General features: G+C 70.1%; 24 protein-coding genes and 1 pseudogene. 16 read left to right on the top strand and 9 right to left on the bottom strand.

Features of this window, described 5'->3' with window-relative positions; genetic code table 11:
* Nucleotides 1-3: 3 nt before the first annotated feature.
* The 8 genes from ABD858_RS04420 (at nucleotide 4) to ABD858_RS04385 (ending at nucleotide 6,725) form a co-directional block, all read left to right on the top strand.
* A complete protein-coding gene (locus tag ABD858_RS04420; RefSeq protein WP_345034710.1) occupies nucleotides 4-831 on the top strand; it encodes an oxidoreductase in 828 nt (275 codons plus the stop codon).
* On the top strand, nucleotides 785-1,627 hold the full coding sequence (locus tag ABD858_RS04415) for a HipA family kinase (RefSeq protein ID WP_345034709.1): 843 nt from the start codon (nucleotides 785-787) through the stop codon (nucleotides 1,625-1,627). The genes ABD858_RS04420 and ABD858_RS04415 overlap by 47 nt, the downstream gene beginning before the upstream one ends.
* Entirely contained in the window at nucleotides 1,624-2,007 is a 384-nt protein-coding gene (locus ABD858_RS04410) for a DUF3037 domain-containing protein (protein WP_345034706.1), read from the top strand. The genes ABD858_RS04415 and ABD858_RS04410 overlap by 4 nt, the downstream gene beginning before the upstream one ends.
* Nucleotides 2,008-2,162: 155 nt before the next feature.
* On the top strand, nucleotides 2,163-2,924 hold the full coding sequence (fabG, locus tag ABD858_RS04405) for a 3-oxoacyl-ACP reductase FabG (RefSeq protein ID WP_345034705.1): 762 nt from the start codon (nucleotides 2,163-2,165) through the stop codon (nucleotides 2,922-2,924).
* A gap of 15 nt (nucleotides 2,925-2,939) precedes the next feature.
* A complete protein-coding gene (locus ABD858_RS04400) occupies nucleotides 2,940-3,695 on the top strand; it encodes an SDR family oxidoreductase (protein ID WP_345034702.1) in 756 nt (251 codons plus the stop codon).
* 107 nt (nucleotides 3,696-3,802) lie between these two features.
* A complete protein-coding gene (locus ABD858_RS04395) occupies nucleotides 3,803-5,398 on the top strand; it encodes an ABC transporter substrate-binding protein (RefSeq protein ID WP_345034701.1) in 1,596 nt (531 codons plus the stop codon).
* Nucleotides 5,399-5,466: 68 nt separating this feature from the next.
* Complete coding sequence (locus ABD858_RS04390; RefSeq protein ID WP_345034700.1) at nucleotides 5,467-6,150, top strand: uracil-DNA glycosylase; 684 nt, start codon at nucleotides 5,467-5,469, stop codon at nucleotides 6,148-6,150.
* A 98-nt stretch (nucleotides 6,151-6,248) separates the two neighbouring features.
* Nucleotides 6,249-6,725 carry a hypothetical protein gene (locus ABD858_RS04385; protein ID WP_345034699.1) on the top strand — a complete coding sequence of 159 codons (477 nt, stop codon included), beginning with the start codon at nucleotides 6,249-6,251 and terminating at the stop codon, nucleotides 6,723-6,725.
* A 15-nt stretch (nucleotides 6,726-6,740) separates the two neighbouring features.
* Here the strand turns inward: ABD858_RS04385 and ABD858_RS04380 are convergent, their stop codons facing one another.
* From ABD858_RS04380 to ABD858_RS04370, 3 genes are all read right to left on the bottom strand, one after another.
* Complete coding sequence (locus ABD858_RS04380; RefSeq protein ID WP_345034698.1) at nucleotides 6,741-7,187, bottom strand: hypothetical protein; 447 nt, start codon at nucleotides 7,185-7,187, stop codon at nucleotides 6,741-6,743.
* A 107-nt stretch (nucleotides 7,188-7,294) separates the two neighbouring features.
* Complete coding sequence (locus ABD858_RS04375) at nucleotides 7,295-7,807, bottom strand: DinB family protein (RefSeq protein WP_345034697.1); 513 nt, start codon at nucleotides 7,805-7,807, stop codon at nucleotides 7,295-7,297.
* A gap of 41 nt (nucleotides 7,808-7,848) precedes the next feature.
* Entirely contained in the window at nucleotides 7,849-8,439 is a 591-nt protein-coding gene (locus ABD858_RS04370) for a TetR/AcrR family transcriptional regulator (protein WP_345034696.1), read from the bottom strand.
* Nucleotides 8,440-8,517: 78 nt separating this feature from the next.
* Between ABD858_RS04370 and ABD858_RS04365 the strand changes: the two genes are divergently transcribed.
* Together ABD858_RS04365 and ABD858_RS04360 are read left to right on the top strand one after the other, a co-directional pair.
* Nucleotides 8,518-9,726, top strand: a complete 1,209-nt coding sequence (locus tag ABD858_RS04365; protein WP_345034694.1) for an FAD-dependent monooxygenase — start codon at nucleotides 8,518-8,520, stop codon at nucleotides 9,724-9,726.
* 9 nt (nucleotides 9,727-9,735) lie between these two features.
* On the top strand, nucleotides 9,736-10,641 hold the full coding sequence (locus tag ABD858_RS04360) for a Gfo/Idh/MocA family protein (RefSeq protein WP_345034693.1): 906 nt from the start codon (nucleotides 9,736-9,738) through the stop codon (nucleotides 10,639-10,641).
* Here the strand turns inward: ABD858_RS04360 and lnt are convergent.
* The 4 genes from lnt to ABD858_RS04340 all read right to left on the bottom strand — a co-directional run bounded on the left by lnt (nucleotide 10,586) and on the right by ABD858_RS04340 (nucleotide 14,479).
* Nucleotides 10,586-12,124: an apolipoprotein N-acyltransferase gene (gene lnt, locus ABD858_RS04355; protein ID WP_345034691.1), complete on the bottom strand. Its 1,539-nt coding sequence runs from the start codon at nucleotides 12,122-12,124 to the stop codon at nucleotides 10,586-10,588. The two genes, ABD858_RS04360 and lnt, sit on opposite strands and share 56 nt — an antisense overlap.
* A gap of 82 nt (nucleotides 12,125-12,206) precedes the next feature.
* Nucleotides 12,207-12,680 carry a nuclear transport factor 2 family protein gene (locus ABD858_RS04350; RefSeq protein WP_345034689.1) on the bottom strand — a complete coding sequence of 158 codons (474 nt, stop codon included), beginning with the start codon at nucleotides 12,678-12,680 and terminating at the stop codon, nucleotides 12,207-12,209.
* A 51-nt stretch (nucleotides 12,681-12,731) separates the two neighbouring features.
* On the bottom strand, nucleotides 12,732-13,571 hold the full coding sequence (locus tag ABD858_RS04345; RefSeq protein WP_345034687.1) for an ABC transporter permease: 840 nt from the start codon (nucleotides 13,569-13,571) through the stop codon (nucleotides 12,732-12,734).
* Nucleotides 13,568-14,479 carry an ABC transporter ATP-binding protein gene (locus tag ABD858_RS04340; protein ID WP_345034686.1) on the bottom strand — a complete coding sequence of 304 codons (912 nt, stop codon included), beginning with the start codon at nucleotides 14,477-14,479 and terminating at the stop codon, nucleotides 13,568-13,570. The genes ABD858_RS04345 and ABD858_RS04340 overlap by 4 nt, the downstream gene beginning before the upstream one ends.
* Before the next feature lie 133 nt (nucleotides 14,480-14,612).
* Between ABD858_RS04340 and ABD858_RS04335 the strand changes: the two genes are divergently transcribed.
* From ABD858_RS04335 to ABD858_RS04325, 3 genes are all read left to right on the top strand, one after another.
* A complete protein-coding gene (locus tag ABD858_RS04335; RefSeq protein ID WP_345034685.1) occupies nucleotides 14,613-15,776 on the top strand; it encodes a sensor histidine kinase in 1,164 nt (387 codons plus the stop codon).
* A complete protein-coding gene (locus tag ABD858_RS04330; protein ID WP_345034683.1) occupies nucleotides 15,773-16,429 on the top strand; it encodes a response regulator in 657 nt (218 codons plus the stop codon). The genes ABD858_RS04335 and ABD858_RS04330 overlap by 4 nt, the downstream gene beginning before the upstream one ends.
* 280 nt (nucleotides 16,430-16,709) lie before the next feature.
* Nucleotides 16,710-18,278 (top strand): hypothetical protein, encoded by a 1,569-nt coding sequence (locus ABD858_RS04325; protein ID WP_345034682.1) that lies wholly within the window; start codon nucleotides 16,710-16,712, stop codon nucleotides 18,276-18,278.
* A gap of 167 nt (nucleotides 18,279-18,445) precedes the next feature.
* On the opposite strand, the pseudogene ABD858_RS04320 reads toward ABD858_RS04325, so the two are convergent.
* Together ABD858_RS04320 and ABD858_RS04315 are read right to left on the bottom strand one after the other, a co-directional pair.
* Nucleotides 18,446-18,508: pseudogene (locus tag ABD858_RS04320) on the bottom strand (hypothetical protein); the annotation flags it as partial.
* A 130-nt stretch (nucleotides 18,509-18,638) separates the two neighbouring features.
* Complete coding sequence (locus ABD858_RS04315; RefSeq protein WP_345034681.1) at nucleotides 18,639-19,478, bottom strand: SDR family oxidoreductase; 840 nt, start codon at nucleotides 19,476-19,478, stop codon at nucleotides 18,639-18,641.
* A 588-nt stretch (nucleotides 19,479-20,066) separates the two neighbouring features.
* Here ABD858_RS04315 and ABD858_RS04310 point away from each other — a divergent pair.
* Genes ABD858_RS04310 through ABD858_RS04300 form a run of 3 tightly spaced genes read left to right on the top strand, consistent with a single transcriptional unit; the run spans nucleotide 20,067 to nucleotide 24,472 of the window.
* Entirely contained in the window at nucleotides 20,067-21,944 is a 1,878-nt protein-coding gene (locus tag ABD858_RS04310; protein WP_345034680.1) for a glycoside hydrolase family 15 protein, read from the top strand.
* The gene (locus tag ABD858_RS04305) at nucleotides 21,905-22,855 is read left to right on the top strand and encodes a cyclase family protein (RefSeq protein WP_345034678.1); all 951 of its coding nucleotides are present in this window, start codon (nucleotides 21,905-21,907) and stop codon (nucleotides 22,853-22,855) included. Before ABD858_RS04310 ends, ABD858_RS04305 begins: the two co-directional genes overlap by 40 nt.
* Nucleotides 22,856-22,882: 27 nt before the next feature.
* Nucleotides 22,883-24,472, top strand: a complete 1,590-nt coding sequence (locus ABD858_RS04300; RefSeq protein WP_345034677.1) for a GMC oxidoreductase — start codon at nucleotides 22,883-22,885, stop codon at nucleotides 24,470-24,472.
* Nucleotides 24,473-24,474 lie beyond the last annotated feature (2 nt).

The raw sequence follows: 24,474 nt of genomic DNA, 5'->3' as shown, positions 1-24,474 counted from the left end.
GGCGTGAGCCGGGCGGCTGCTGCGCTCCCTCACGGGCTCGCCACCGCTGCCCTCATGGCGAAGTACTACGGGCAGCGCGCCACGGCCGGCCTCATCGTCGCCGAGGGCACTCAACCCGTCGCGGACGCGCCGGGCCTGTTCACCGACGCGCACCAGGACGGCTGGGCGGCGGTCGCCGACGCCGTACACGAGCGCGGCGGCCGGATCTTCCTCCAGCTCATGCACGCCGGCCGACTCGCCCACCCGGACTTCCTGCCCCCAGGTACCCATCCGGTCGCCCCGAGCGCCCTCGCCGCCCGCGCACTCGTCCACACCCCGGCGGGCCGCGTGCCCGCCGTCACCCCCCGCGCCCTCACCGACGGCCAGATCAAAGGCATCGTTACCGCCTTCGCCCGCGCGGCGGGCCGGGCGGTGGCCGCCGGAATGGACGGCGTGGAGATCCACGCCGCCAACGGCTACCTGCTGCACCAGTTCCTCGCCGACAACGCCAACACCCGCACCGACCGCTGGGGCGGCGACCCCGCCGGCCGCACCCGGCTGACCGTCGCGGTCCCCCGCGCCGTCGCCGAGGCCATCGGCCCCCACCGCACCGGCCTGCGCATCTCACCCGGCAACGCCTTCGGCGACCTGGCGGAGACCGACCCGTACGCCACGTACACCACACTCGTCGCGAGCATCGCCCCACTCGGCCTCGCCTACCTGCACCACACCGAGACCTGCACCGCACTCGACGCCGCCCTGCGGACCCGGATTGTGAAGCTCGACCGCCGGATAGCCTGGGGAAATGCTCTCAGAAGTGATCGCAACCCGCTATGTCACGCCCTTGCGTGAGGGCGGCTCGCTCCCGGGCATCGTCGAGGCCGACGATCTCGGTACATATGTCATGAAATTCACCGGAGCGGGACAGGGCCGCAAGACGCTGGTCGCCGAAGTCATCTGCGGTCGGCTCGCCCGCCGCCTGGGACTGCGCATTCCCGAGCTGGTGACCATCCAGCTCGACCCGGTGATCGGTCTTGCCGAGCCGGACCAGGAGGTGCAGGAGCTGCTCAAGGCGAGCGGCGGGCTGAACCTGGGGATGGACTATCTGCCCGGCTCGATCGGCTTCGACCCGCTCGCCTACGAGGTCGATCCCAAGGAGGCCGGCAAGGTCGTCTGGTTCGACGCGCTGATCAACAATGTCGACCGCTCCTGGCGCAATCCGAACATGCTGGTGTGGCACGGTGACCTGTGGCTCATCGACCACGGCGCCACGATGATCTGGCACCACAACTGGCCGACCGCCAAGGCCGCCGCGGCGAAGCCGTACAACGCCTCGGACCACGCGCTCGCGCCCTTCGGCCCGGACCTCTCCGCTGCCGCCGCCGACCTCGCGCCGCTCGTCACCGAGGAGCTGCTCACCGAGGTCGCCGCCGAAGTGCCCGACGCATGGCTGGCCGACGAGCCCGGCTTCGACACCACCGACGCGGTGCGGCGCGCCTATGTCGAGGCGCTGCTGCCCCGCGTGGCGACCATCCATGAGCGGATCACGCTGGGCGAACCGAGCCCGCGGAAGCGGTCGCTGCCGCCGGGCTGGCTGCTGACCGACCCGTGGCCCCATGAGAAGAAGAGCAAGGACAGCGGCAAGTGAGCGATCGTGACGTCTTCGAGTACGCGCTGGTGCGTGTCGTGCCCCGCGTGGAGCGCGGCGAGTGCTTCAACGCCGGTGTGATCGTCTACTGCCGGGCCAGGACCTTCGTGGCGGCCAGGACCCATCTCGACGAGAACAAGCTGCGGGCGCTGGATCCGCAGGCGGATGTCGCGGGGGTGCGGGCCGCACTGCACGCGGTGGAGGGGGTCTGCCGCGGGGGTGAGGAGGCCGGACAGGCGGCGCGCGACGACGCGGGCCGACGTTTTCGCTGGCTGATCGCGCCGCGCTCCACGGTGGTCCAGCCGGGCCCGGTGCACACGGGGCTGACGGCGGATCCGGAGGCCGAGGTGGAACGCCTGCTCGATCTGCTGGTGCGCTGAGCGGGCTTCCGGGGGAGCTCTCTTCCGCCGCACCCGGTGGGCCGTTGACACCGGGTGCCAGGGCTTCTAGCGTCTCGTCTGCTGAAGGTGCTAAGCGGTCGCTCACCTCCGGGCCGTACCGCGAGAGCCGCATCCCAAGGGCGAGGAGAACCAGCATGTCCACCACTGAGCAGCGCGTCGCCATCGTGACGGGAGGGGCGCGGGGCATCGGCGCCGCCACCGCCGTACGCCTGGCGGCCGAGGGTCGCGCCGTCGCCGTACTCGACCTCGACGAGACGGCCTGCAAGGACACCGTCGAGAAGATCACCTCGGCCGGCGGACGGGCGGTCGCCGTCGGCTGCGACGTCTGCGACAGCGACCAGGTGGCCGCAGCGGTGGAGCGTGTGGCCACCGAGCTGGGCGCGCCCACGATCCTGGTGAACAACGCCGGAGTCCTCCGCGACAACCTGCTCTTCAAGATGAGCGAATCCGACTGGGACACCGTGATGAACGTGCACCTGCGGGGCGCGTTCCTGATGGCGAGGGCCGTCCAGAAGTACATGGTGGACGCGAAGTTCGGCCGTATCGTCAGCCTTTCCAGCAGCTCGGCGCTCGGCAACCGCGGCCAGGCCAACTACTCCGCCGCCAAGGCCGGCCTCCAGGGCTTCACCAAGACCCTCGCCATCGAGCTCGGAAAGTTCGGCGTCACCGCCAACGCGGTCGCCCCCGGCTTCATCGTCACCGAGATGACCGCCCAGACGGCGGCCCGCGTCGGCATGGGCTTCGAGCAGTTCCAGGCCGCCGCGGCCGGCCAGATCCCGGTGCAGCGCGTCGGCCGCCCCGAGGACGTGGCCGACGCCATCGCGTTCTTCACCGGCGACGCCGCCGGCTTCGTGTCCGGCCAGGTGCTGTACGTGGCCGGCGGGCCGCTCGACTAGTCGGGAGACGAGGACATGACCGTTCAGGACAGCGGCAGGGTCGCCCTGATCACCGGCGCCAGCCGCGGCATCGGATACGGCATCGCCGAGGCGTTCATCGCGCGCGGCGACCGGGTGTGCATCACCGGGCGCAACGAGGACGCGCTCAAGGAGGCCGTGGAGAAGCTCGGCACGGACCGGGTGATCGCCGTCGCGGGCAAGGCCCACGACGAGGCACACCAGGCTGTCGCCGTCGAGCACACCATGGAGGTCTTCGGGCGGCTCGACTACCTGGTCAACAACGCCGGCACCAACCCGGTGTTCGGCCCGATGGCCGAGCTCGACCTGGGTGTGGCCCGCAAGGTGTACGAGACCAATGTCATCTCGGCACTCGGCTTCGCGCAGCAGACCTGGAAGACGTGGCAGAAGGAGAACGGCGGGGCGATCGTCAATATCGCCTCGATCGCCGGAGTCTCCGCCTCGCCCTTCGTCGGCGCGTACGGCATGAGCAAGGCGGCGATGATCAATCTGACCCTGCAGCTGGCGCACGAGTTCGCGCCGGGTGTCCGGGTCAATGCCATCGCTCCGGCAGTGGTCAGGACCAAATTCGCCGCGGCGCTCTACGAAGGGCGTGAGGAGGAGGCCGCGGCGGGCTATCCACTGGGCCGTCTCGGCGTTCCCTCGGACATCGGGGGCGCTGCCGCGTTCCTGACATCCGAACAGTCCGCATGGATTACCGGACAGACACTGGTCGTGGACGGGGGTATTTTCCTGAATGCCGGTGTGAGCTGACACGCTTTCGCCTCAGTTTCCCCAAGTGCCCCGCCGAACCTGTGAGTTGTTCGCGCGGGGCGCTGCGGTATGGTCTGCCGACCCATGGCTGATCGAGGAGCGTGCGCGTGTTCAATCGGACCAGTCTGCAGGCCATTGCGGCCCTTGCGTCCATATCCCTGCTCGCCGGGTGCGGACTGCTGCCGGGCGGTGGCTCGGACGCGGAACAGAAGATCATCGTCGGTTCGACCAGTGTGCCCAGCACGCTCGATCCGGCCGCATCGTGGGACGGATCGTGGGAGCTGTTCCGGAACGTCTTCCAGACGCTGCTGAGTTTCCCCACCGGGAGTACCACTCCCCAGCCCGATGCGGCCAAGAAGTGTGAATTCACGGATGCCTCGAACAAGACATTTCAGTGCATGCTCCGCGAGGGGTTGAAATTCTCCGACGGGGAACGGCTCGATGCCGAGGCGGTGAAGCACTCCATCGACCGTATCGTGAAGATCGACGTCAAAGCTGGTCCCAAGGGGCTGCTCGGCAGTCTCGACAGGGTGGAGACGGAAGGTGAGAGCACCGTCACCTTCCACCTCAACAAGGCCGACGCGACGTTCCCGTTCGTTCTCGCCACCCCCGCCATGTCGATCGTGGCCCCGAAGGAGTACCCGGCGGACCGGCTGCGCGAGGACGACCGAGTGACCGGATCAGGACCGTACGTACTGAAGTCGTACGACCCGGACTCCTCGGCGGAACTGGCGGCGAATCACGACTACAAGGGCTTCGCTAAGCGCAGGAACGAGGCTGTCACCATCCGGTACTTCAAGGAGTCCGGAGCCCTGATGCAGGCGCTGGAGGCGCAGCAGATCGATCTGACGTACCGCGGTCTCACCGCCGAGGAAGTCCTTGCCATCGAGGACCGGCAAGGGAAGGAGAAGGAGGGCGAGACCAAGCTCCAGCTCATCGAGACCGTGGGCTCCGAGATCCGCTTCCTGGTGTTCAACCCGAAGGACCCTGCGGCGGGCAACCCGGCCGTACGCAAGGCCGTCGCGCAGGTCATCGACCGTGACGCCCTGGTGGCGAAGGCCTACATGGGCACGGCCGAACCCCTCTACTCCATGATTCCCAAGGGTGTGGCCGGGCACACCACACCGTTCTTCGACTCCTTCGGCTCGCCGAGCGCGGAGAAGGCCGGCCAGATTCTGCGCGAGGCGGGGATCAACGAGCCGGTGGCGCTGACGCTGTGGTACACCACGGACCGCTACGGTTCGTCCACCAAGCCGGAGTTCGAGGAGATCAGGCGCCAGCTGGAGGACTCCAAGCTGTTCAAGGTCACCCTCAAGAGCCGGCCGACGTGGAAGGAGTACACGAAGGGCTTTCAGCAGGGCGAGTTCCCGGTCTTCGGCCGCGGCTGGAACCCCGACTTCCCCGACCCGGACAACTTCATCGCGCCCTTCGTCGGCAAGGAGAACGCGGTCGGTACGCCGTACGAGCAGCGGGAGATCCTGGACGAGCTGCTGCCGAAGTCCCGCCGGCAGCCGGACCGCGGCGCGGTGAGTGACCAGTTCCACACCGCCCAGAAGATCATCGCCAAGGACGTCCGGCTGCTGCCGCTGTGGCAGGGCAAGACGTACATCGCGGCCAGCGACGAGATCGCGGGCGGAGAGCGTGCACTGGACCCGCAGACGGTCATGCAGATGTGGGAGCTGCACCGGAAGACCAGCTGGTAGGAACGATTGTCAGTGGGCGCAGGTAGGTTCTGTGGTCGAGAACCGATCGCGATCCGGAGGTTTTTGACGTGACCGACACCGACCTGCTGCCCGAGTCCTGGCGCGGCGTCCTCGGCGAAGAGCTGCAGAAGCCCTACTTCAAGGAGCTCACCGAGTTCGTCGAGGAGGAGCGGGCCAAGGGTCCGGTCTATCCGCCGCGCGAGGAGGTCTTCGCCGCGCTGGACGCCACGCCGTACGAGCAGGTCAAGGTCCTGGTCCTCGGCCAGGACCCGTACCACGGCGAGGGTCAGGGGCACGGGCTGTGCTTCTCGGTGCGGCCGGGCGTCAAGACCCCGCCCTCGCTCCGGAACATCTACAAGGAGATGCACGACGAGCTGGGCCTCCCCGTGCCGGACAACGGCTATCTGATGCCGTGGGCCGAGCAGGGTGTGCTGCTGCTCAACGCGGTCCTGACGGTACGAGCCGGCGAGGCCAATTCCCACAAGGGCAAGGGGTGGGAGAAGTTCACCGACGCGGTCATCCGAGCGGTGGCCTCGCGGCCCGACCCGGCGGTCTTCGTGCTCTGGGGGAATTACGCGCAGAAGAAGCTGCCGCTGATCGACGAGGAGCGCCACGTGGTCGTGAAGGGCGCACACCCTTCCCCCCTGTCGGCGAAGAAGTTCTACGGCTCCCGCCCCTTCACCCGGATCAACGAGGCGATCGCCGCCCAGGGACACGAGCCGATCGACTGGCGGATTCCCGACCTGGGATGACCGGCCGCGAGATCGCCGCCCGAGCCTGAGGGGAATTGCCGGTGGCTGCGGTTAGCGTCGGACCGTCGGATGAGTGGACGACGGTCCGGGAGGCCGCGGTGACCCAGCAGCAGGAGGCGTCGGAGGACGCCGTCATGACCAGGATCGGGCAGGCGATCATGCTCCTGCACGGCGGTGACCGCGGGGAGGCCCGCAATCGCCTCGGGGAGCTGTGGGCGGAGCTGGGTGAGCACGGCGACCCGCTGTACCGTTGCACGCTCGCGCACTACATGGCCGACACCCAGGACGACCCCGGTGACGAGCTGGCCTGGGACCTGAGGGCGCTGGCCGCCGCCGAGGAGGCCGGCGGGGAGCGGCTCGCGCAGCACGACGAGTCCGTCGCGCTGCGCGGCTTCTATCCCTCGCTCCATCTCAATCTGGCCGCCGACTATGTGAAACTGCACCGCCCCGAGGCGGCCCGGATCCATCTCGACCGGGCTTGGGCCGCCTCGGGCGCGCTGGCGGACGATCCGTACGGCAACGGGGTCCGCGCGGCTATCGAACGTCTCGAGTCGCGGCTGGGTGACAGTGGCTAGCGCGCCCGGAGGACGTCAGCCGTAGGTCTGGCGGCAGATGCGCGCCTCGGGGCTGTCCGGGCGCCAGCCGCCGAATCCCTGCCCGAGCGCGCACACGTCTCCGGTGCCGACGACCGGTGCCGGAACGATCCCGGTCGACGGCACCGGCAGGGCCGGATCCGTCCCCTCCGGAGACGTGTGCCGAGGACGGCGCGCGGGGTCCGCGGCGGGAGCGTCGGCCGCCTGGTCGCGAGCCGCCGGGGGAGCGGACGGTTCCTGCCGGGACGCGGGCGCGGGCGGCAGGGCCGCTTCCAGCGCCTCGCGGACGGGTGACTGGACGATCTGCGGTGCCACGCCGCGGGAGACCCCGGTCCGCGCGGGCAGGCTCGCCGGTGAGGGGCGGGCCTGGACCGTCACACAGCCGGAGACGGCCGAGACGGCCAGGATCGCCAGGAGAGCTGTCGTGGTTCTGGTTCGATGCACCTTGGCAACTCTGCTGGACGCACGCGCCCGTTGGGGAATCCGCGGGCCGGGATTGGCCCGCACGAGTGATACCCGGGTCCAGTCCGGTGTGATCGCCCGGACAGGGCTTACGCGCCGGTCGCGCCGTCGATCCGCTCCCTGATGAGGTCGGCGTGCCCGTTGTGGCGGGCGTACTCCTCGATCATATGGACGTAGATCCAGCGGAGGTTGAACGTCTTCCCGGCGCGGTGAGGGCCGGTCGAGAGATCGTCCAGCGTCAGGCCGGCGGCGATTTCGCGGGCCCGGGCGATCTCCGCCTGCCAGGTGTCATGCGCCTCGGCCCAGGTGTCGGTCTCTCCATGATGGAAGTCCCCGTCCGGGTCCTCTTCGCTGTCGTAGATGCCGCCGGGGTCCTCTCCGATGAGGATCCTGCGGAACCAGTGCCGCTCGACCTCCGCCATGTGCCGCGTGAGGCCGAGCAGCGAGAGCTCCGAGGGCGCCACGCTGGCCTCTCCGAGCTGCTCCTCCGTCAACCCGGCGCACTTCCCGGCCAGGGTCTCGCGGTGGAAGTCCAGCCATTCCTCCAGCATGCTGCGTTCGTCGGCCGTGGTGGAGGGCACGGTGCGCTCAGGTGTCGTCATGGTGGTCATCCTGGCGCAGGGCTCGGGGCGGCTACCACGTGTTATCGGCCGAGCATGCCCCGCAGCAGCTCGCCGCAGCCCTTGTGCAGCTCCTCCAGGGTGGGCACGGACGCGTGGTACGAGCCGGCCACGCAGGAGAACATCATCCCCTCGCCCCACGCCACCAGCGACAGCGCGTGCCGCTCCGGCTCCGACGACCCCGCCCCGGCCATCAGGGCCACCAGCGGCTCACGGAACTGCCGCCCGGTGATGTCGTAGTACGCGCGCAACTCGGGTCGGCGGGTGGCCTCCAGGGCGAGTTCGTAACGGGACACCAGCAGCTCACGATGCTGGGTCAGCATGCGATGCAGGGCCTCGGCGAGCGGCCCGGCCAGCGCGTCCACCCCGCCGGCGCGCACCGGCATCGCGTCCGGGGTGAGCAGTCGTGACTCGCGCTCCGCCTGCCGTCGTACCGCCGCCTCCAGCAGTGCCTGCCGGGTACGGGCGTAGTTCGACGTCGAGCCCTGGGGGAGCCCGGCGTGCTCGTCGACCGCCCGGTGGGTGAGCCCGCGCATCCCGCGCTCGGCGAGGAGCGCGAGGGCGGTGTCGGCGATCAGTTCGGCACGGGGGGCGCCGGTGGTGCGTGCGGCCATGGGCACAACCTATCGCCGTCACTACACCAGTAGTAAGGTGAGGCCCACTACAGATGTAGTTCCATTGAAGGAGGAACCATGCCCACACCGCATGCCGTGGTCGTCGGAGCCGGAATCGGCGGTCTCACCGCCGCGGTGGCCCTGCACCAGCGGGGCTGGCGGGTCACCGTTCTGGAACGCGCCACGTCCCTCGAGCCGGTCGGAGCGGGCATCGGGCTCTGCCCCAACGCCCAGCGCGCCCTGGACGTCATCGGCCTCGGCGACCGCGTTCGGGAACTCGCCGTCTGGCGCGGCAGCCTCGGGATACGCACCCCGAACGGCCGGTGGCTCGTCCGGGCCGACACCTCGGACGCCGAGGAGCGGTTCGGCGGGACACTCGTCCCGGTGCACCGCGCCACCCTGGTCGACATCCTCCGCTCCGGCCTTCGCGAGGACTCGCTGCGCACCGGCACCGAGGCCCGGCTCGGCGACCGGGGCTCGGCAGACCGTCGCTCTGTCGTCGCCACTCCGGACGGGGACATCGAGGCCGACCTCGTCATCGGCGCCGACGGCATCAACTCGGGCGTCCGGCAGACGCTGTTCCCCGCCCACCCGAAGCCCGTGTACAGCGGTTTCACCGCCTGGCGCCTCGTCGTCCCGGCACCCGAGCGGCCGTTCCACCCGCACGAGACCTGGGGCCGCGGCGGAGTCTGGGGCACCCAGCCCCTCAGGGGAGGCCGGGTCTACGCCTACGCCACCGCCGTCCTCCCCGAGGGCGGCCGGGCCCCCGACAGCGAGATGGCCGAACTGCGAAGGCGCTTCAGCGACTGGCACGACCCGATCCCCGACGTCCTCGCCGCCGCCGACCCCGAGCGGATCCTGCGCAACGACGTCCGCCACATGACCGTCCCGCTTCCCGCCTACCACCGGGGCAGGGTCGCCCTGCTCGGCGACGCCGCCCACGCCATGACCCCCAGCCTCGGCCAGGGCGGCAACCAGGCCATCGAGGACGCCATCGTCCTCGCCCACCACGCAGAGCCCGGCCGGGACTTCACACAGGCCCTCGCCTCCTACTCCCATGACCGGCTGCCGCGCACCACCGCGATCGTCTGCCGGGCCGCCAGGACCGCCCGGATGAACCACCTGACCAGCGCCCCCGCCCTCGCGCTGCGCGACATGCTCATCGCGGGTGTCAGCCGGCTCGGCCCCAATCTGATGCTGCGCTCCTTCGAATCCATTGCCGACTGGCAGCCCCCGCAGCACACGTATGCTGCCGGAACACAGGACAACCAACCGGCACGGCAATAGGAGACACCTGTGAAGGTCGGCTGCATCGGGCTCGGGGACATCGCGCAGAAGGCTTACCTGCCGGTGCTGACCACCCTGCCGGGGACCGAACTGCACCTCCAGACCCGCACCCCTGCCACCCTCGACCGGACCGCCGCGGCGCACCACATCCCCGCTTCCCGCTGCCACACCGACCTGGACTCGCTGATCGCCCAGGACCTGGACGCGGCCTTCGTCCACGCACCCACCTCCGTCCACCCCGTGATCGTCGCCCGGCTGCTCGAAGCGGGTGTGCCGACGTACGTGGACAAGCCGCTGGCCTATGAATTCGCCGACTCCCAGCGGCTGGTGGACCTCTCGGAGGAACGCGGCACCAGCCTGGCCGTCGGCTTCAACCGCCGCTACGCGCCCGGATACGCCCAGTGCGCCGACCACCCGCGCGATCTGATCCTGATGCAGAAGAACCGTGTGGGTCTGCCCGAGGATCCGCGCACCCTCGTCCTCGACGACTTCATCCATGTCGTCGACACCTTGCGCTTCCTGATGCCCGGGGAGATCGAACGCGTCGACGTGAGGGCGAGGATCCGCGAAGGGCTGATGCACCACGTGGTGCTTCAGCTCGCGGGCGACGGGTTCACGGCGATCGGCATCATGAACCGGATGAGCGGCTCCACCGAGGAGGTCCTCGAGGTCTCGGGGCAGGACACCAAACGCCAGGTCCTCAACCTTGCGGAGATCGTGGATCACCGGGGCCAGCCGACCGTGCGCCGCCGCGGCGACTGGGTGCCGGTGGCCCGTCAGCGCGGTATCGAGCAGGCCGCGCTGGCCTTCCTCGACGCCGTACGGGCGGGCAAGTTCCTCAGTGCCCAGGACGCGCTGCTCACCCATGAGCTGTGCGAGCGAGTGGTACGGCAGGCTCTGGAACAGGCCGCCTGAGGGCCCGTACACCCTCCGTTCCGCACAGCGCGGCGAGCACGGCGAGCGCTCCGTACAGCGGCCAGTCGCCCAGCCTGAGGTACAGCGTCGTACCGGTGGCGGCGGGGACACGGTACACGGCGGCGGCACTGCGGTCCGTACCCAGCGGTGCACCGATGCGCCCGCCGTCCGGGCCGTACACCGCACTGACGCCCGTCAGCGTGGCATGCACCGTCGGCCGGCCCGTCTCGGCCGCGCGCAGCGCCGCCAGCGAGGCATGTTGCTCCGGCGCCCAACTGCGCTGGAACGTCGATGTCGCCGACTGGGTGATCAGCAGTCCCGCACCGTCCCGGACCAGTTTCCTGCTCATGTCGGGGAACGCCGACTCGAAGCAGACCAGCGGACCGATCCGCAGGCCCCGGCCGCCGGGCAGTGTCATCACCACCGGTTCGTCGCCACGCCTGCGGTCCTCGTCGGCGGCCTTGCCCACCGAGGTCGCCCAGCCCAGTACCGCGCGCAGGGGTATGTACTCCCCGAAGGGGACCAGACGCATCTTGTCGTACCGGTCCCCGGTCGGGCCGTCGGGGCCCACCAGCACGGAGCTCTTGAAGATGCCCGGGCGGTCGGAGCGTCGCGCGTCCACGTTCACCAGGACATCCGCCCTGACCTCACGGGACAACACGGCAAGCCGGGCGGCGAGTTCGGGCCGCGCGACCAGATCGGCACCGACACTGCTCTCGCCCCACACCACAAGATCGAGATCCTGCCCCGCGAGCCGCCGGGTGAGCTGCTCCTCGCGCGCGAACCGTTTCTCGGGGTCGTCCACCAATCCTGGCTGGACGACCGCGATCTGCAGCGTGCCCGCCGGCTGGGGCCGCGGCGCCCACAGCCAGAAACCCCCGGTCAGCAGCGCGCAGCCAACCGCCCCCGACACGGCGGCGGTACGCGCGGACCGCACCGCGACAAAGACGGTGACCACCGTGTTCACGGCGACGACCAGCAGGCTCAGCAGCCATACCCCGCCGACCGAGGCAAGCCGCAGCGCGGGCGCGACCTGCCACTGGCTGGAGCCCAACAGCCCCCACGGGCCGCCCAACTCCTCCCAGGACCTGACCAGTTCGATCATCAGCCAGCCGGACGGCACCACGAGCAGCGCCGCTCCGGCGCGCGACAAGGACGGTGTCCCGCCCAGCATTGCGCGCACCAGCACACCCCAGGGCGCCCACAACAGCCCGAAGAGCGCGGCCAGCACCAGGATGAACACATGGAGGCTGGGCATCAGCCAGTGGTGCACGGCGAGGACGAAACCGGCACCGCCCAGCCACCCTTCCAGCGCCGCCCGCCGGGCCGTTCCGGCCGAGCGCACCAGCAGCATCCACGGCACCAGCGCGACATACGCGAACCACCACAGGGCGGGTCCCGGGAAGGCGAGCGCGGGCAGCGCACCCGCCGCGACCGCGGCCGCGCCGCGCCACCAGGGCGACAAGCCGACCGGAATGCGCATGCTGTGCCTCCTCGACCCGCCGGGCGGCAGTGTTCCCCAGTGTGAGGGAGCGGGACGGCCGTGCACAGAGCGCACCCGTGGGTCAGTTGTCCGTCCGCCGCCACTTCTCGTGCACGACCGCACGGGTGAGCCGCCAGTCGCCGTCAGTACGCCCGTCCATACGCCGCAGCACGAACGCGTACCGTCCGCCCGAGACGAAATCGGGCGCGGTCGACGGGGCGCCGCCACGGTCCGTCCGCATCGGATTGATGTAGTCGGCCGTGACGTCCGCGCGGTCGCCCGGATAGCCGCCCAGATCCTGGATCTCCACCCGGCGGTTGACGATCAGATGCTGGCGCACAAGGAACAGCCGCATCGTTTCCGCAAGCCATGCCGCGACCTCGCCGGCCGGACCCTCGATGCCGCCCGCGCTGCGGTAGTCCGCGCGCCCGCCCGGTGCGAACAGGCCGCGGTACGCCGCCCAGTCGGCATCGTCCACGGCCCTCGCGTAACCGGTGATCACGGCGTCGATGGCCAGCCGGTCCATCACGGTCGCCAGTATCACGCGCTGCGTCATCGGTTCAGTGTGGAGCAGCGGGAACCGGGAGGCCAAGGGCCGTGCACGCGCTCACAGGTCGCGGCGGTCCACGGCGACCACGGTGACGACCGCCGCGACGAGTGCCCACGCCGCGTACACGATCCACGAGCCGGTGATCGAGGCGGGGTAGAGCACGGGCACGGGGGAGTCGCCCACTTCGGTCAGCCGTTGCCACGCGCCCTGGGGCAGGGCGTGCTCGACGGCCGCCGACAGAGCGTTTTGTTCGTTGAGGAGGGACGGGAGCAGCAGGAGGACGCCGGTGAGCGTGACGATGGTCGTCGCGGTGTGCCGGACGATCGCGCCGAGGCCCATGCCGACGAGCGCGGACACCGGCGCGAGGAGGGCCGACGCCGTGACGGCCCGGAGCGCGCCGGGGTAGTCGAGGGGCATGCCGACGTGCCGCCCGGACAGGATGGCCTGGGTCACGCCGAACGAGGTGAACGCCACGACCGTTCCGTAGACGAGCATGACCGCCGTCGTGACGGACAGTTTGGCCGCCACCACCGAGCGGCGTGCGGGTACGGCCGCGAAGGTCGTGCGGAACTGGCCGGTGCCGTACTCGCCGACGATCGTCAGGGCGCCGATACTGCCGGCGGCGAGCATCATGACCATGGAGGCCCCCAGGTTGAAGGCGTCCCGCATCGCCCAGATGGGAACGAAGAGCTCCTTGATGCCCTGGGAGTACTCCGGCCAGTTGTTGTAGTCGGCGACCGAGGCGTTCACATTGATCCCGAGCATGGCCAGCGCGCCGACCGCGTAGGCCCAGGCGGTCGAACGCAGCGACCACAACTTGATCCACTCGGCGGCGAGAAGGCCGCCGAACCGGGCCCGGGGCCCGACGGCCGGTGCGGTACCGGCGAGTGCGGTCATCGGGGTTCTCCTGCGAGGTATTCGACGCTGTCAGCGGTGAGCTCCATGAAGGCCTCCTCCAGGGAGGAGCTACGCGTGGCCAGTTCGTGCAGCACGATGCGGTGGTGGGAGGCGAGTTCGCCGATACGGGCCGCGCTCAGCCCGGTCACCGTGAGGGACTCCTCGCCGCCCGGCTCCACCGAAGCACCCTCGGCAGTCAGTACGGCCATGAGCGCGGCGGCGTCGGGTGTGCGCACGGTCACGCTCAGCCGGGTGCCGCGGGCCGCGAACTCCGCCACGCTCTCTGCGGCGATCAGCTCGCCCCGGCCGATGACGATGAGCTGGTCGGCGGTGTTCTCCATCTCGCTCATCAGATGACTGGAGACGAACACCGTGCGCCCCTCGGCGGCAAGCTGCCGAAACAGGCCCCGCACCCACAACACACCTTCCGGGTCAAGGCCGTTGATCGGCTCGTCGAACAGCAGCACAGGCGGATCGCCCAGCAGGGCGGCCGCGATGCCCAGCCGCTGTTTCATACCGAGGGAGAACCCACCGATGCGACGCCGCGCCGCGCCTGCCAGCCCCACCTCCCGAAGCACCTCGTCCACCCGGCGGCGCGCAATGCCGTTGCTGCGTGCCAGGGCGGACAGATGCGCCGCCGCTGTGCGCCCTCCGTGGACGTCATGGGCATCGAGGAGCGCGCCGACATGGCGCAGCCCGCGTGGGCGGTCCCGGAAGACCCGGCCGTCGACAGTGGCGGACCCGGTCGTGGGCTTGTTCAGGCCGAGGATCAACCGCAGCGTGGTGCTCTTGCCGGCACCGTTGGGGCCGAGGAACCCCGTGACATGCCCGGGGCTCACCGTGAAGGTCAGACCGTTCACGGCGGTCGTCCCGCCGTAACGCTTCGTCAGTTCATTGACTTCGATCACCCGGCCAACGGTGCCGTCGGCAACACCCGCCCGGCATCGGGCCGTCGGCCACATGCGGGGGAGGGGCGGTAGCCCGTGGGCGTACGACCGCGGGCCGATGTCCCGGCATCGGCCCGGTGGTTACGATCACCGCATGTCCGCCACCACGCCACGACTGCCGCTGCTCAAGCACGTACGTCCCCTCGTGTGGCCGGTCCTGTCCTGGTGCGGAGCGCTCGCGTACCCCGTGGTCCTTTTCGTCGCGGTGGTGAACGGGAGGCAGGGCTTCACCGTCCCGCTGCTCCTCCTGCCGGCCGTCCTCACCGTCCTGATCGTCTCTCTGCTGCGCAGCAGACCGCTGCCGGCGCTCGCGTTGCTGCTCGCGGGATCGGTCGCCGTCATCACGGCGATGAACAGGTGGGAGATCGGATACCTGCAGGTACTCATCACCGTCCTCGCCGTAGGTTTCATCGCGGCCACCCGCTCGCGCCGTACTTCGGTCACCGCCGCTGTCATGGCGCTGGTCGTGCAGGCCGGAGCTGCCGGCTACTACACGTACCAGAACGATTTCTACGTCCGGACCATCACCTTCATCGCCTTCGCGATGGCCGCCGCCTGGGTGGCCGGTGATTCGGTCCGTGAACGCCGTGAGCACGCCCAGGCTCTGCACGCCCAGACCACGGCTCGGGCGGTGGCCGACGAACGGCTCCGGATCGCCCGCGAGTTGCACGACATGGTCGCGCACAGCATCGGCATCATCGCGATCCAGGCCGGCGTGGGCAGCCGGGTCATCGACACACAGCCGCAGGAGGCCCGGAACGCGCTGAGCGCCATCGAGACCACCAGCAGGGAGACGCTCTCGGGCCTGCGAAGGATGCTCGGCGCGCTGCGCCAGGCCGAACCGGAGTCGGCCCCCCGTGAGCCGGCGCCTGGCCTGGCGGATCTCGACCGGCTCGCCGAGAAGACGACGGACGCCGGTGTCCGCGTCGACGTCCACTGGTCGGGGAAGCGGCGTCCGCTCCCACCGGACATCGAACTGTCCGCCTTCCGTATCGTGCAGGAGGCGGTCACCAATGTGGTGCGCCACGCGGACACCGGCCACTGCCGGGTGTCGGTCGACTATCAGGACGAGGAACTGTCCCTCGAGATCGTCGACGACGGGCGCGGCCGCGTAGCCGCGGGCCCCGGCGTGGGCTACGGCATCGCGGGAATGCGCGAGCGGGCCGGACTGCTGCACGGCCACTTCACCGCCGGGCCCCGCCTCGAAGGCGGCTTCCGGGTGGCGGCCCGCCTGCCCGTGCCCGAGGGGGTCCGATGACGGTCCGCGTCCTGCTCGCCGACGACCAGCCGCTGGTGCGCGCCGGCCTGCGCGTACTCATGGCCGACACCCCTGACCTCGACGTCGTGGGAGAGGCAGGGACCGGCGCCGAAGCCGTCCGACTCGTCGAGGACGTCCACCCCGATGTCGTCGTGATGGACATCCGTATGCCCGGCATGGACGGCATCGAGGCCACACAACTGATCGCGGCGGGCGCCGGGCCGACCCGTGTACTCGTCCTCACCACTTTCGACGACGACGATTACGTCTACGCCTCGCTCCGTGCGGGCGCGAGCGGATTCCTCGTCAAGGACATGGCGCTGGAGGACATCCTCGCCGGGATCCGCGTGGTCGCGGCCGGCGACGCCCTGATCGCACCGAGCGTCACCCGCCGCCTCATCGAGGAGTTCGCCGCCCGCCCCGAACCCGCCCCGCCCCAGCGCCCGGTCGAGGGCATCACCGAGCGCGAACGCGAGGTGCTGACCCTCGTCGGACGCGGGCTGTCCAACAGCGAGATCGCCGACCGGCTCTGCATCACCGTGGCCACCGCCAAGGCACACGTGGCGCGCCTGTTCACCAAACTCGACGCCCGCGACCGGGTCCACCTCGTCATCATCGCCTACGAGTCGGGACTGGTGTCCGCGAACCGTTGACCGCCATATGGCCGGCCCACTATGCCGTCGGCGGGGTGTTGCGGGGAGCCGCTGTCCGCCGCAGCCCTCGTCCTCGAGGCCCTGGAGCACGTCACGGGTCGCCAACTGCTGATTCGGTTGTTGGCCGTGGTTGGCCAGGGTGTCCCTCGATGGGGTGAACCGGGCTGGTTTCCAGGGGTTTGCGGGTAAGCGGAACGCATGATCGGTGGTGGCGGCTGAGTTCGATGCGACGGGGGGGAGGGGGTGGCCGGTGGCAGGCAAGCGGGGGAAGAAACGTGAGTTGCGTACGATCGCGGCCCCCTTCACCGTCGCCGCCCCCGCCGGGGCACGTATCCGGGACCGGCTGCGCATCACGCCCGGGGAGGCGGAGGTCCTACGTCTGACCGGTGAGCATCTGGGCCGCCATCAGCGGGCCGATCTCGCCGCGCGAGTCCGTACCGGCAGGGTGCGGAAGAAGGACACGCGGCGAGCGGAGCGGAAGAAGACGCTCACCGCCGTGTCCTCCTCCCGCTGGGCCGGGGCCATGACCAGGGCCGGCGAGGACCAATATCAGCTCTCCGTGCGCTGCCTGTACGACGAGCGCGCCTCCCTGAGCCGGGCTGTCCGCGCCATCGAGAAGCGCCTGGCCACCCCATGTGGGAAGCGCTCCAAGGGCGGTGTGCGCGGCTACCCGACCCAGGCCGAACGCTTCCAGAAGCAGCGCCGCCTGCAGGTACTCAAGGCCCGCCTCACGGCCGTGGAAGCGCGTATCGCATCCGGTCGCCCGGCGATCGTGGTCGGCGGTAGGCGCCTGCTCAAGGCCCGGCACAACCTTGCCGAGGCACAGCTCACCGAGCAGGAGTGGCGGCAGCGGTGGGAGGCCGGGCGGCTGTTCCTCACCGCCGACGGCGAGTCCGGCGCTCCGCACGGGAACTACACGATCACCATCGACGCCGAGACGGGCGAGGTGTCGCTGGTGTTGCCGGAGCCGCTGCGGCACCTGGCGAACGCACCACGGGGCCGGTACACGCTCTCCTGCGCCGTCACCTTCCACCACTTGCGGGAAGAATGGCTGGACCGCGTCATCGCACACCGGGCCGTGCGCTACGACATCGTCCACGACCCGGCCCGCGACCGCTGGTACCTGGACGCGTCCTGGTCCGCCGACAAGGCCACCCTGCCCACACCGCAGGAGATCCAGGCCTTCGGCGAGAAGCTGCTCGGCGTCGACCTCAACGCCGACCACCTGGCCGCGTACATTCTCGACCCGCACGGCAACCCTGTCGGCGAACCCATCACCGTGCCGATCGCGGTGACAGGGCCCACCAGCACACGCGACGGGCGGCTGCGCGCAGCGATCACCGAACTCATCCGCCTCGCCAAAGAGCACCACTGCGCGGGGATCGCCGTGGAGAACCTGGGCTTCGATGAGGCCCGCCAGGCCGGGCGGGAGACCATGGGCCGGGGCGGGCGCGGGAAGCGCTTCCGCCGCACCGTCGCGGGCATCCCCACCGCGAAGTTCCGCGAACGCCTCCGGGGCATGGCCTTCCACGCCGGTCTCGTCGTGATCGCCGTCGACCCCGCCTACACCTCCATCTGGGGCGAGCGGTACTGGAAGAACCCGCTCCAGCGGCAGACACAGACCACCGTCACCAGGCACCACGGCGCCTCGGTGGCCATTGGACGACGTGCCCTCGGACACCGAATCCGGCGTCGGCCAGGTGTGACCGCCCACGACCAGAGGATCGTGGCGCGGAGAGCTACCGGCCAGACCGTATTCATCCCGAGGGCGCGTGGGACCGCGAGCCCACCCAGGACAGCGAGCACGCCAAACGGAGGCGGCAAGACTCGACCGCGCCAAGGTGACTGACCAACTCGCGCTGTTCCCAGACCCCGAAGACCGTTCGCGGGGTCACCGGACCAGTCCGGTTTCACGCGATTCGGCCAACAGCGGCCAACATTGCTAAGAACGGTGTCCAGGCGGTACAGCAGCACCAGCACCGGCCAGACGACCACCACCGCGATCAGGGTGACCAGGAGCATCCAGCGCAGGGTCGTCGGGGCCCCGGCGGCCTGCTCCACCGTCAGGGAGCTGGGCACCAGGTAGGGGCGCTGGGCGAGGCCCCAGGCGAGAACGACCGTGGCCACGGGGCGACAAAGGCCATCAGCTCCCGCGCGGGCAGCAACTGGGGCGGAGTGTCCGCCGGCAGGCCCGCGAGGCCGCTCATGGTCAACCGCCGGTGGCGAAGCCGGGGAACAGGGTCATCCCGCCGTCGACGTAGAGGGTGGCGCCCACGACGTAGTCGAGCAGGTCGGACGCGAGTACGGCGACCGCCCTGGCGATGTCCTCCGGGTCACCGACCCTGCGGTAGGGGATCAGGCGGAGCAGGTCGGCCTCGGCCTCGGGGGTGTCCCAGGCACTGCGGTTGATGGGGGTGCGGATCGCTCCCGGCGCGACCGCGTTGACCCTGATCTTGTGGGGCGCGAGCTCCTGGGCCAGGGTCTCCATCATCATCAGTACACCGCCCTTGGAGGCCGCGTAGTTCACATGGCCCGACCAGGGGATGATCTGATGGACCGAGCTCATGCAGATGATCTTCCCAGCGGACCTGGACACCTCCGGAACGACGCCGCGCCGCATGAACTCCCGGATCGCCTCCCGGGCGCACAGGAACTGCCCGGTGAGGTTGACGTCCAGGACCTTGCGCCACTGCGCGAGGGTCATGTCGGTGGCGGCGGCATCCCGCTGCAGTCCCGCGTTGGCCACCAGGACGTCGATGGTGCCGAACTGCTCGACCATCCGGGATACCATTCCGGCGACCTGGTCCTCCTGGGAGACGTCCGCCTCATGGGCGTACGCCCGCACACCGAAGGTCTCGATCTCCCGCACGACCTCTTCGGCGGAATCGCGGTCGGCGACATAGTTGACCACGACATCGGCGCCCACCCGTCCCAGTCCGATGGCGGTGGCCCGGCCGATCCCGGAGTTGGCGCCGGTCACCAGCGCTTTCTGCCCCTTCAGGAGCGGATAGGACGCGGTCCGGTGACTCTTGCCGACGCTGGTGCCCACTGCTGCCTCCCTGTCCGTTCTGACGTGGACACGGCCCGTATACCAGGAGCCTCGCGGGCCGGTCGTCCATGACCACATCACCCCGCAGGGGGCACGGGGCACCGCGAAACTCCCTGATGGTCCGACCGGGCGGAGTTGTCAGACCAACGGCCCAGCAGCGGTTGCCGCCACCAGGCAATCGGCCGGGGGCACCGGGCTCCGTTGGGATCTCAGCAGAGTCCTTCAGCCCGGTGGTGAAGGCCGTCTCCTGCGGAGCAGGGCAGGGACAGCCGCTCCGCCGCCTGGGCGGAACGGCGCCCATCACCTACAACGGTCGGTTCTGCTGCACGGTGCACTGGCGGCGGGCACCGGCCCACCGCCGGACGGACCGCCGGCACTTCGGGTTGCCGGCGAGCAGCGCCACAGCCCGGTCGGTGAGGTCCGGCGGGCTCACCGACCGGACATGGACCAAGTCCACTTGCACCTCCGTGCGTCATGTCCTGGTCTCTCTCAGTAACACGGAACGCGCGCTGCCCCGGCAACTCGACGGCCCGGGCGCCGGACTCCCCCGGTCGCGCAAACAGCCGTAAGGAAGCGGATATTAAGGATATGGAACGTTATCCTCCGATAGCCGACCACGGCCTCATAGGAGACCTGCAGACCGCCGCACTGGTCTCTTCCCAGGGCGTTGTGGACTGGTTTGCCGCACCCCGGTTCGACTCGCCCAGCATCTTCGCCGCCCTGCTCGACCACGACCGCGGGGGCTATTTCCGGCTGGCGCCCGAGGGCAAGGACGGCTCCTGGCGGCAGCTCTACTACCCGGACAGTGCGGTCCTGGTGACCCGGTTCATGTCGCCCGACGGCGTGGGGGAGGTCGTCGACTGCATGCCCCCGGACCGTACGGGGCAGGTCACCGACCGTCACACACTGATCCGGGTCGTGCGGGCCGTGCGCGGCACGGTGCGCTTCGTCATGGAATGCCGCCCCCGTTTCGACTACGCGCGGACCGGCCACAAGCTCGATCTGCGCCCCGAAGGGGCGGCCTTCCACGCCCCCGCGATCACCGCCCATCTGCAGGGCACCCTTCCGCTGGAGCGCGACGGCGAGGACGTCCGAGGTGAGGTGACCTTGCACGAGGGCCAGGTCGCGGGGGTGGTCCTCACCGTCTGCCGGCCGGGCGGCCCGGCCCCGCCACCACCCACCGAGAGTTCAGTCAAGGACACGATGTGGGGCGTCGTCGACTTCTGGCATCGATGGGTGCGCACCAGCCGTTACCGGGGGCGCTGGACCGACATGGTGCACCGCTCCGCCATCACCCTCAAACTGCTCACCTACGCCCCCACCAGCGCCCCGATCGCCGCAGCCACCATGGGCCTGCCCGAACAGATCGGCGGTGAGCGCAACTGGGACTACCGCTACACCTGGATCCGCGACGGCTCGCTGTCCGTCCGGGCCCTGCTCGACCTCGGATACGTCGACGAGGCGGTCGCCTTCACCCGCTGGCTCGGAGACCGGATGCACGATGCGGCGGCCGGCGGCGAGCCGTTCCAGATCATGTACCGGGTGGACGGGGACCCCGAGCTGGACGAAGAGATCCTCGAGCACTTCGAGGGCTACCGCGGCTCGTACCCGGTCCGTGCCGGGAACGCCGCCGCGGACCAGCTCCAGCTCGACATCTACGGCGAGGCCCTCTACGCCCTGAGCGAGAGCCGCGAGCTCGGCCTGCACATGGGCTACCACGGCTGGAAGGGGCTCTCCCGGACCCTCGACTGGCTCGCCGACTCCTGGGACCGCCCCGACGAGGGCATCTGGGAGACCCGCGGTGGACGCCAGGACTTCACCTTCAGCCGGGTGATGTGCTGGACGGCCTTCGACTGCGGTCTGCGACTGGCCGACCAATGGCGCCGGCCCGCCGACACGGCGCGCTGGACCACCGCCCGCGACACCATCCTGGACCAGGTCATGGAACGTGGCTGGAACGACGCCGAGCAGGCACTGGTACAGCACTACGGCGGAGACGTCCTGGACGCCTCGCTGCTGCTCATCCCTCGGCTGAGGTTCCTCGCCCCCATGAGCCCGGCCTGGCTCACCACCCTGGACGCCATCGACCGGAAGCTCGTCTCCGACAGCCTGGTCTACCGCTACGACCCGGCCGCCTCGCCCGACGGCCTGCGCGGATCCGAGGGAACCTTCAGCCTGTGCACTTTTCTCTACGTCGACGCCCTGGTCCGAGCGGGCAGGCTCGCCCAGGCCCGCTACACCTTCGAGAAGATGCACACCTACGCCAACCATGTCGGCCTGTTCGCCGAGGAGATCGGCCCCGACGGCGGGCAACTGGGCAACTTCCCGCAGGCATTCACCCATCTGTCGCTCATCATGGCCGCCACGACCCTCGACAACGCCCTCGACCAGGCCCATGGCCGGCCAGGCGGCGAGGAAGCAGCTCCATGGAGCACCGGACAGACGACGCCGGACGCCCCGCTCTGAGCCCGGCCGAATTCCGGACGCTGTATGCGCGCCTGCACGCGGCCGCCCGCGGAACAGCGGGCCGCCGCGGGGCCCTGGACAGCATCACGCCGGAGGGAGTGCGAGCGGCCGCCACCGAGGTCCGGTCCGGCCGTACCGTCTCGCTCGCCGCCCCCGTGGAGACCCGGCCGGGACCCGACAGCCCCGAGCCTGCCCGGCACCGGCTGACAGCCCCGGCCGAAGGGGAAGTGCCCGCCGAAGGACTGGACTTCGCCCGGGACCGCTTCGAGATGAACGTGCACAGCGACGCCGACAGCCACCTCGACGCACTGTGCCATGTCATCTGGGACGGCACGCTGTACGACGGCATCCCGGCGAGCACCCTCACCCCGGACGGGGCGAGCGTGCTCACCGTCGACCTGGCCCGCGACGGCATCGTCGGGCGCGGTGTCCTGCTGGATATCCCCCCGCTGCACGGCGTGCCGTGGCTGGAGCCCGGCACCCAGGTGACCGCCGAGGACCTGGCAGCCGCCGAAGCGGCACACCCGGGACTACGAGTAGGTCGCGGCGACCTCCTGTTCGTACGGGTGGGCCACCGGCGGCGCCGCGACGAGCTGGGGCCCTGGGACACCGCACGGGCGCGTGCCGGACTCCACCCCACCGCGCTGGAGTTCCTGGCCGAGCGTGAGGTCGCCCTGTTGGGCTGCGACAGCAACAGCGACGCCGCCCCCAGCACCACGGAGGGTGTCGCCTTCCCCGTGCATGTGCTCGCCGTACACGCCATGGGGCTTCATCTGCTCGACTACCTGCAGTTCGAGGACCTGGCGCCGGTCTGCGAGGAGCAGGGGCGCTGGTCGTTCCTGTGTGTGATCGCCCCGCTGCGGCTCCCGGGGGCCACCGGTTCTCCGGTCAATCCGATCGCGATCCTGTGAAGCGCGGTCCTGTGAAGTGAGGATCCGATGCAAGATCAGCACTATGACGTCGTCGTCATCGGGACGGGTGCGGGCGGCGGTACGCTCGCCCACCGCCTGGCCCCTACGGGAAAGCGCATCCTGATCCTGGAGCGCGGGGACTACCTGCCGCGGGAGCGCGACAACTGGGACTCGTCCGCCGTCTTCGTCAGGGGCAAGTACCTCGCTCCTGAGCTCTGGTACGACCGGCACGGCAAGACCTTCCCCCCGGAGGTCAACTACTACGTCGGCGGCAACACCAAGTTCTACGGCGCCGCGCTGTTCAGGCTGCGCCCCGAGGACTTCGGTGAGCTGCGCCACCACGACGGTCTCTCCCCGGCCTGGCCGCTGCGCTACGAGGACTTCGAGCCGTACTACACCCAGGCCGAACACCTCTACCTGGTGCACGGCCGCCACGGCGAAGACCCCACCGAGGGCCCGGCCGGCGCCCAGTACGCCTATCCGCCGGTCCAGCACGAGCCGCGGATCCAGCAGCTCAGCGACGACCTGGAGAAGCAGGGGCTGCACCCCTTCCACCTCCCCATCGGCGTCAACCTCACCCAGGACGAGCACGGCCGCGCCACCCGAAGCAGCGTCTGCATCCGCTGCGACCGGGTGGACGGTTTCCCCTGTCTGATGGGCGCCAAGGCGGACGCGCAGGTCATCTGCGTCGACCCGGCACTCGAACACGACAACGTCACCATGGTCACCGGCGCCCATGTGCGGCGCCTGGAGACCGACAGCGGCGGACGCACCGTCACCGATGTCGTCGCCGAACTCGCGGACGGCTCGGTCGTGCGCTTTCACGGGGACATCGTGGTGGTCGCCTGCGGCGCGGTGAACTCCGCCGCCCTGCTGCTGCGTTCGGCGAACGACCGGCACCCCGACGGGCTGGCCAACAGTTCGGACGTGGTCGGCCGGCACTACATGCGCCACAACAACCTGGCGCTGATGGCCGTGTCCCGGGAACCCAACGACACCCGGTTCCAGAAGACCCTGGCCATGAACGACTGGTACCTGGGAGCCGACGACTGGGAGTACCCGCTCGGCGGGATCCAGATGCTCGGCAAGTCGGATGCCGAGCAGGTCCGCGGCGAGGCGCCGCGCTGGGCCGGCCACGCCTCACCGGACATGCCCTTCGAGGTACTCGCCCACCATGCGGTCGACTTCTGGCTCTGCGGAGAGGATCTGCCTCAGCCCGACAACCGCGTCACCCTGGACGGCGAGGGCCATATCCATCTCACCCTGGACGAGACCAACAACATCGCCGGGGTCACCCGACTCCGGCACAAACTTCAGGGCATGCTGGGGCAGTTGGGCATGCACAAGCACCATCTGCTGCCTCACAGCATCTACCTGCACAAGGGCATGCCCATCGGCGCCACCGCGCACCAGGCGGGCACCGTCCGCTTCGGCACCGACCCGGCCAGTTCGGCACTGGACCTCCACTGCAAGGCCCACGACCTCGACAACCTCTACGTCGTGGACACCAGCTTTTTCCCGAGCATCGGCGCGGTGAACCCCTCCCTCACCGCCATCGCCAACGCCCTGCGGGTCGGCGATCACATCGCGGAACGGCTGGGTGCTGCGGTTGACTGAGG

It is taken from the genome of Streptomyces sannanensis (genome assembly GCF_039536205.1).
Taxonomy (GTDB): Bacteria; Actinomycetota; Actinomycetes; order Streptomycetales; family Streptomycetaceae; genus Streptomyces; species Streptomyces sannanensis.
Note: the sequence above shows the minus strand (reverse complement) of the source record. Positions and strands in the feature narration are given on the sequence as shown.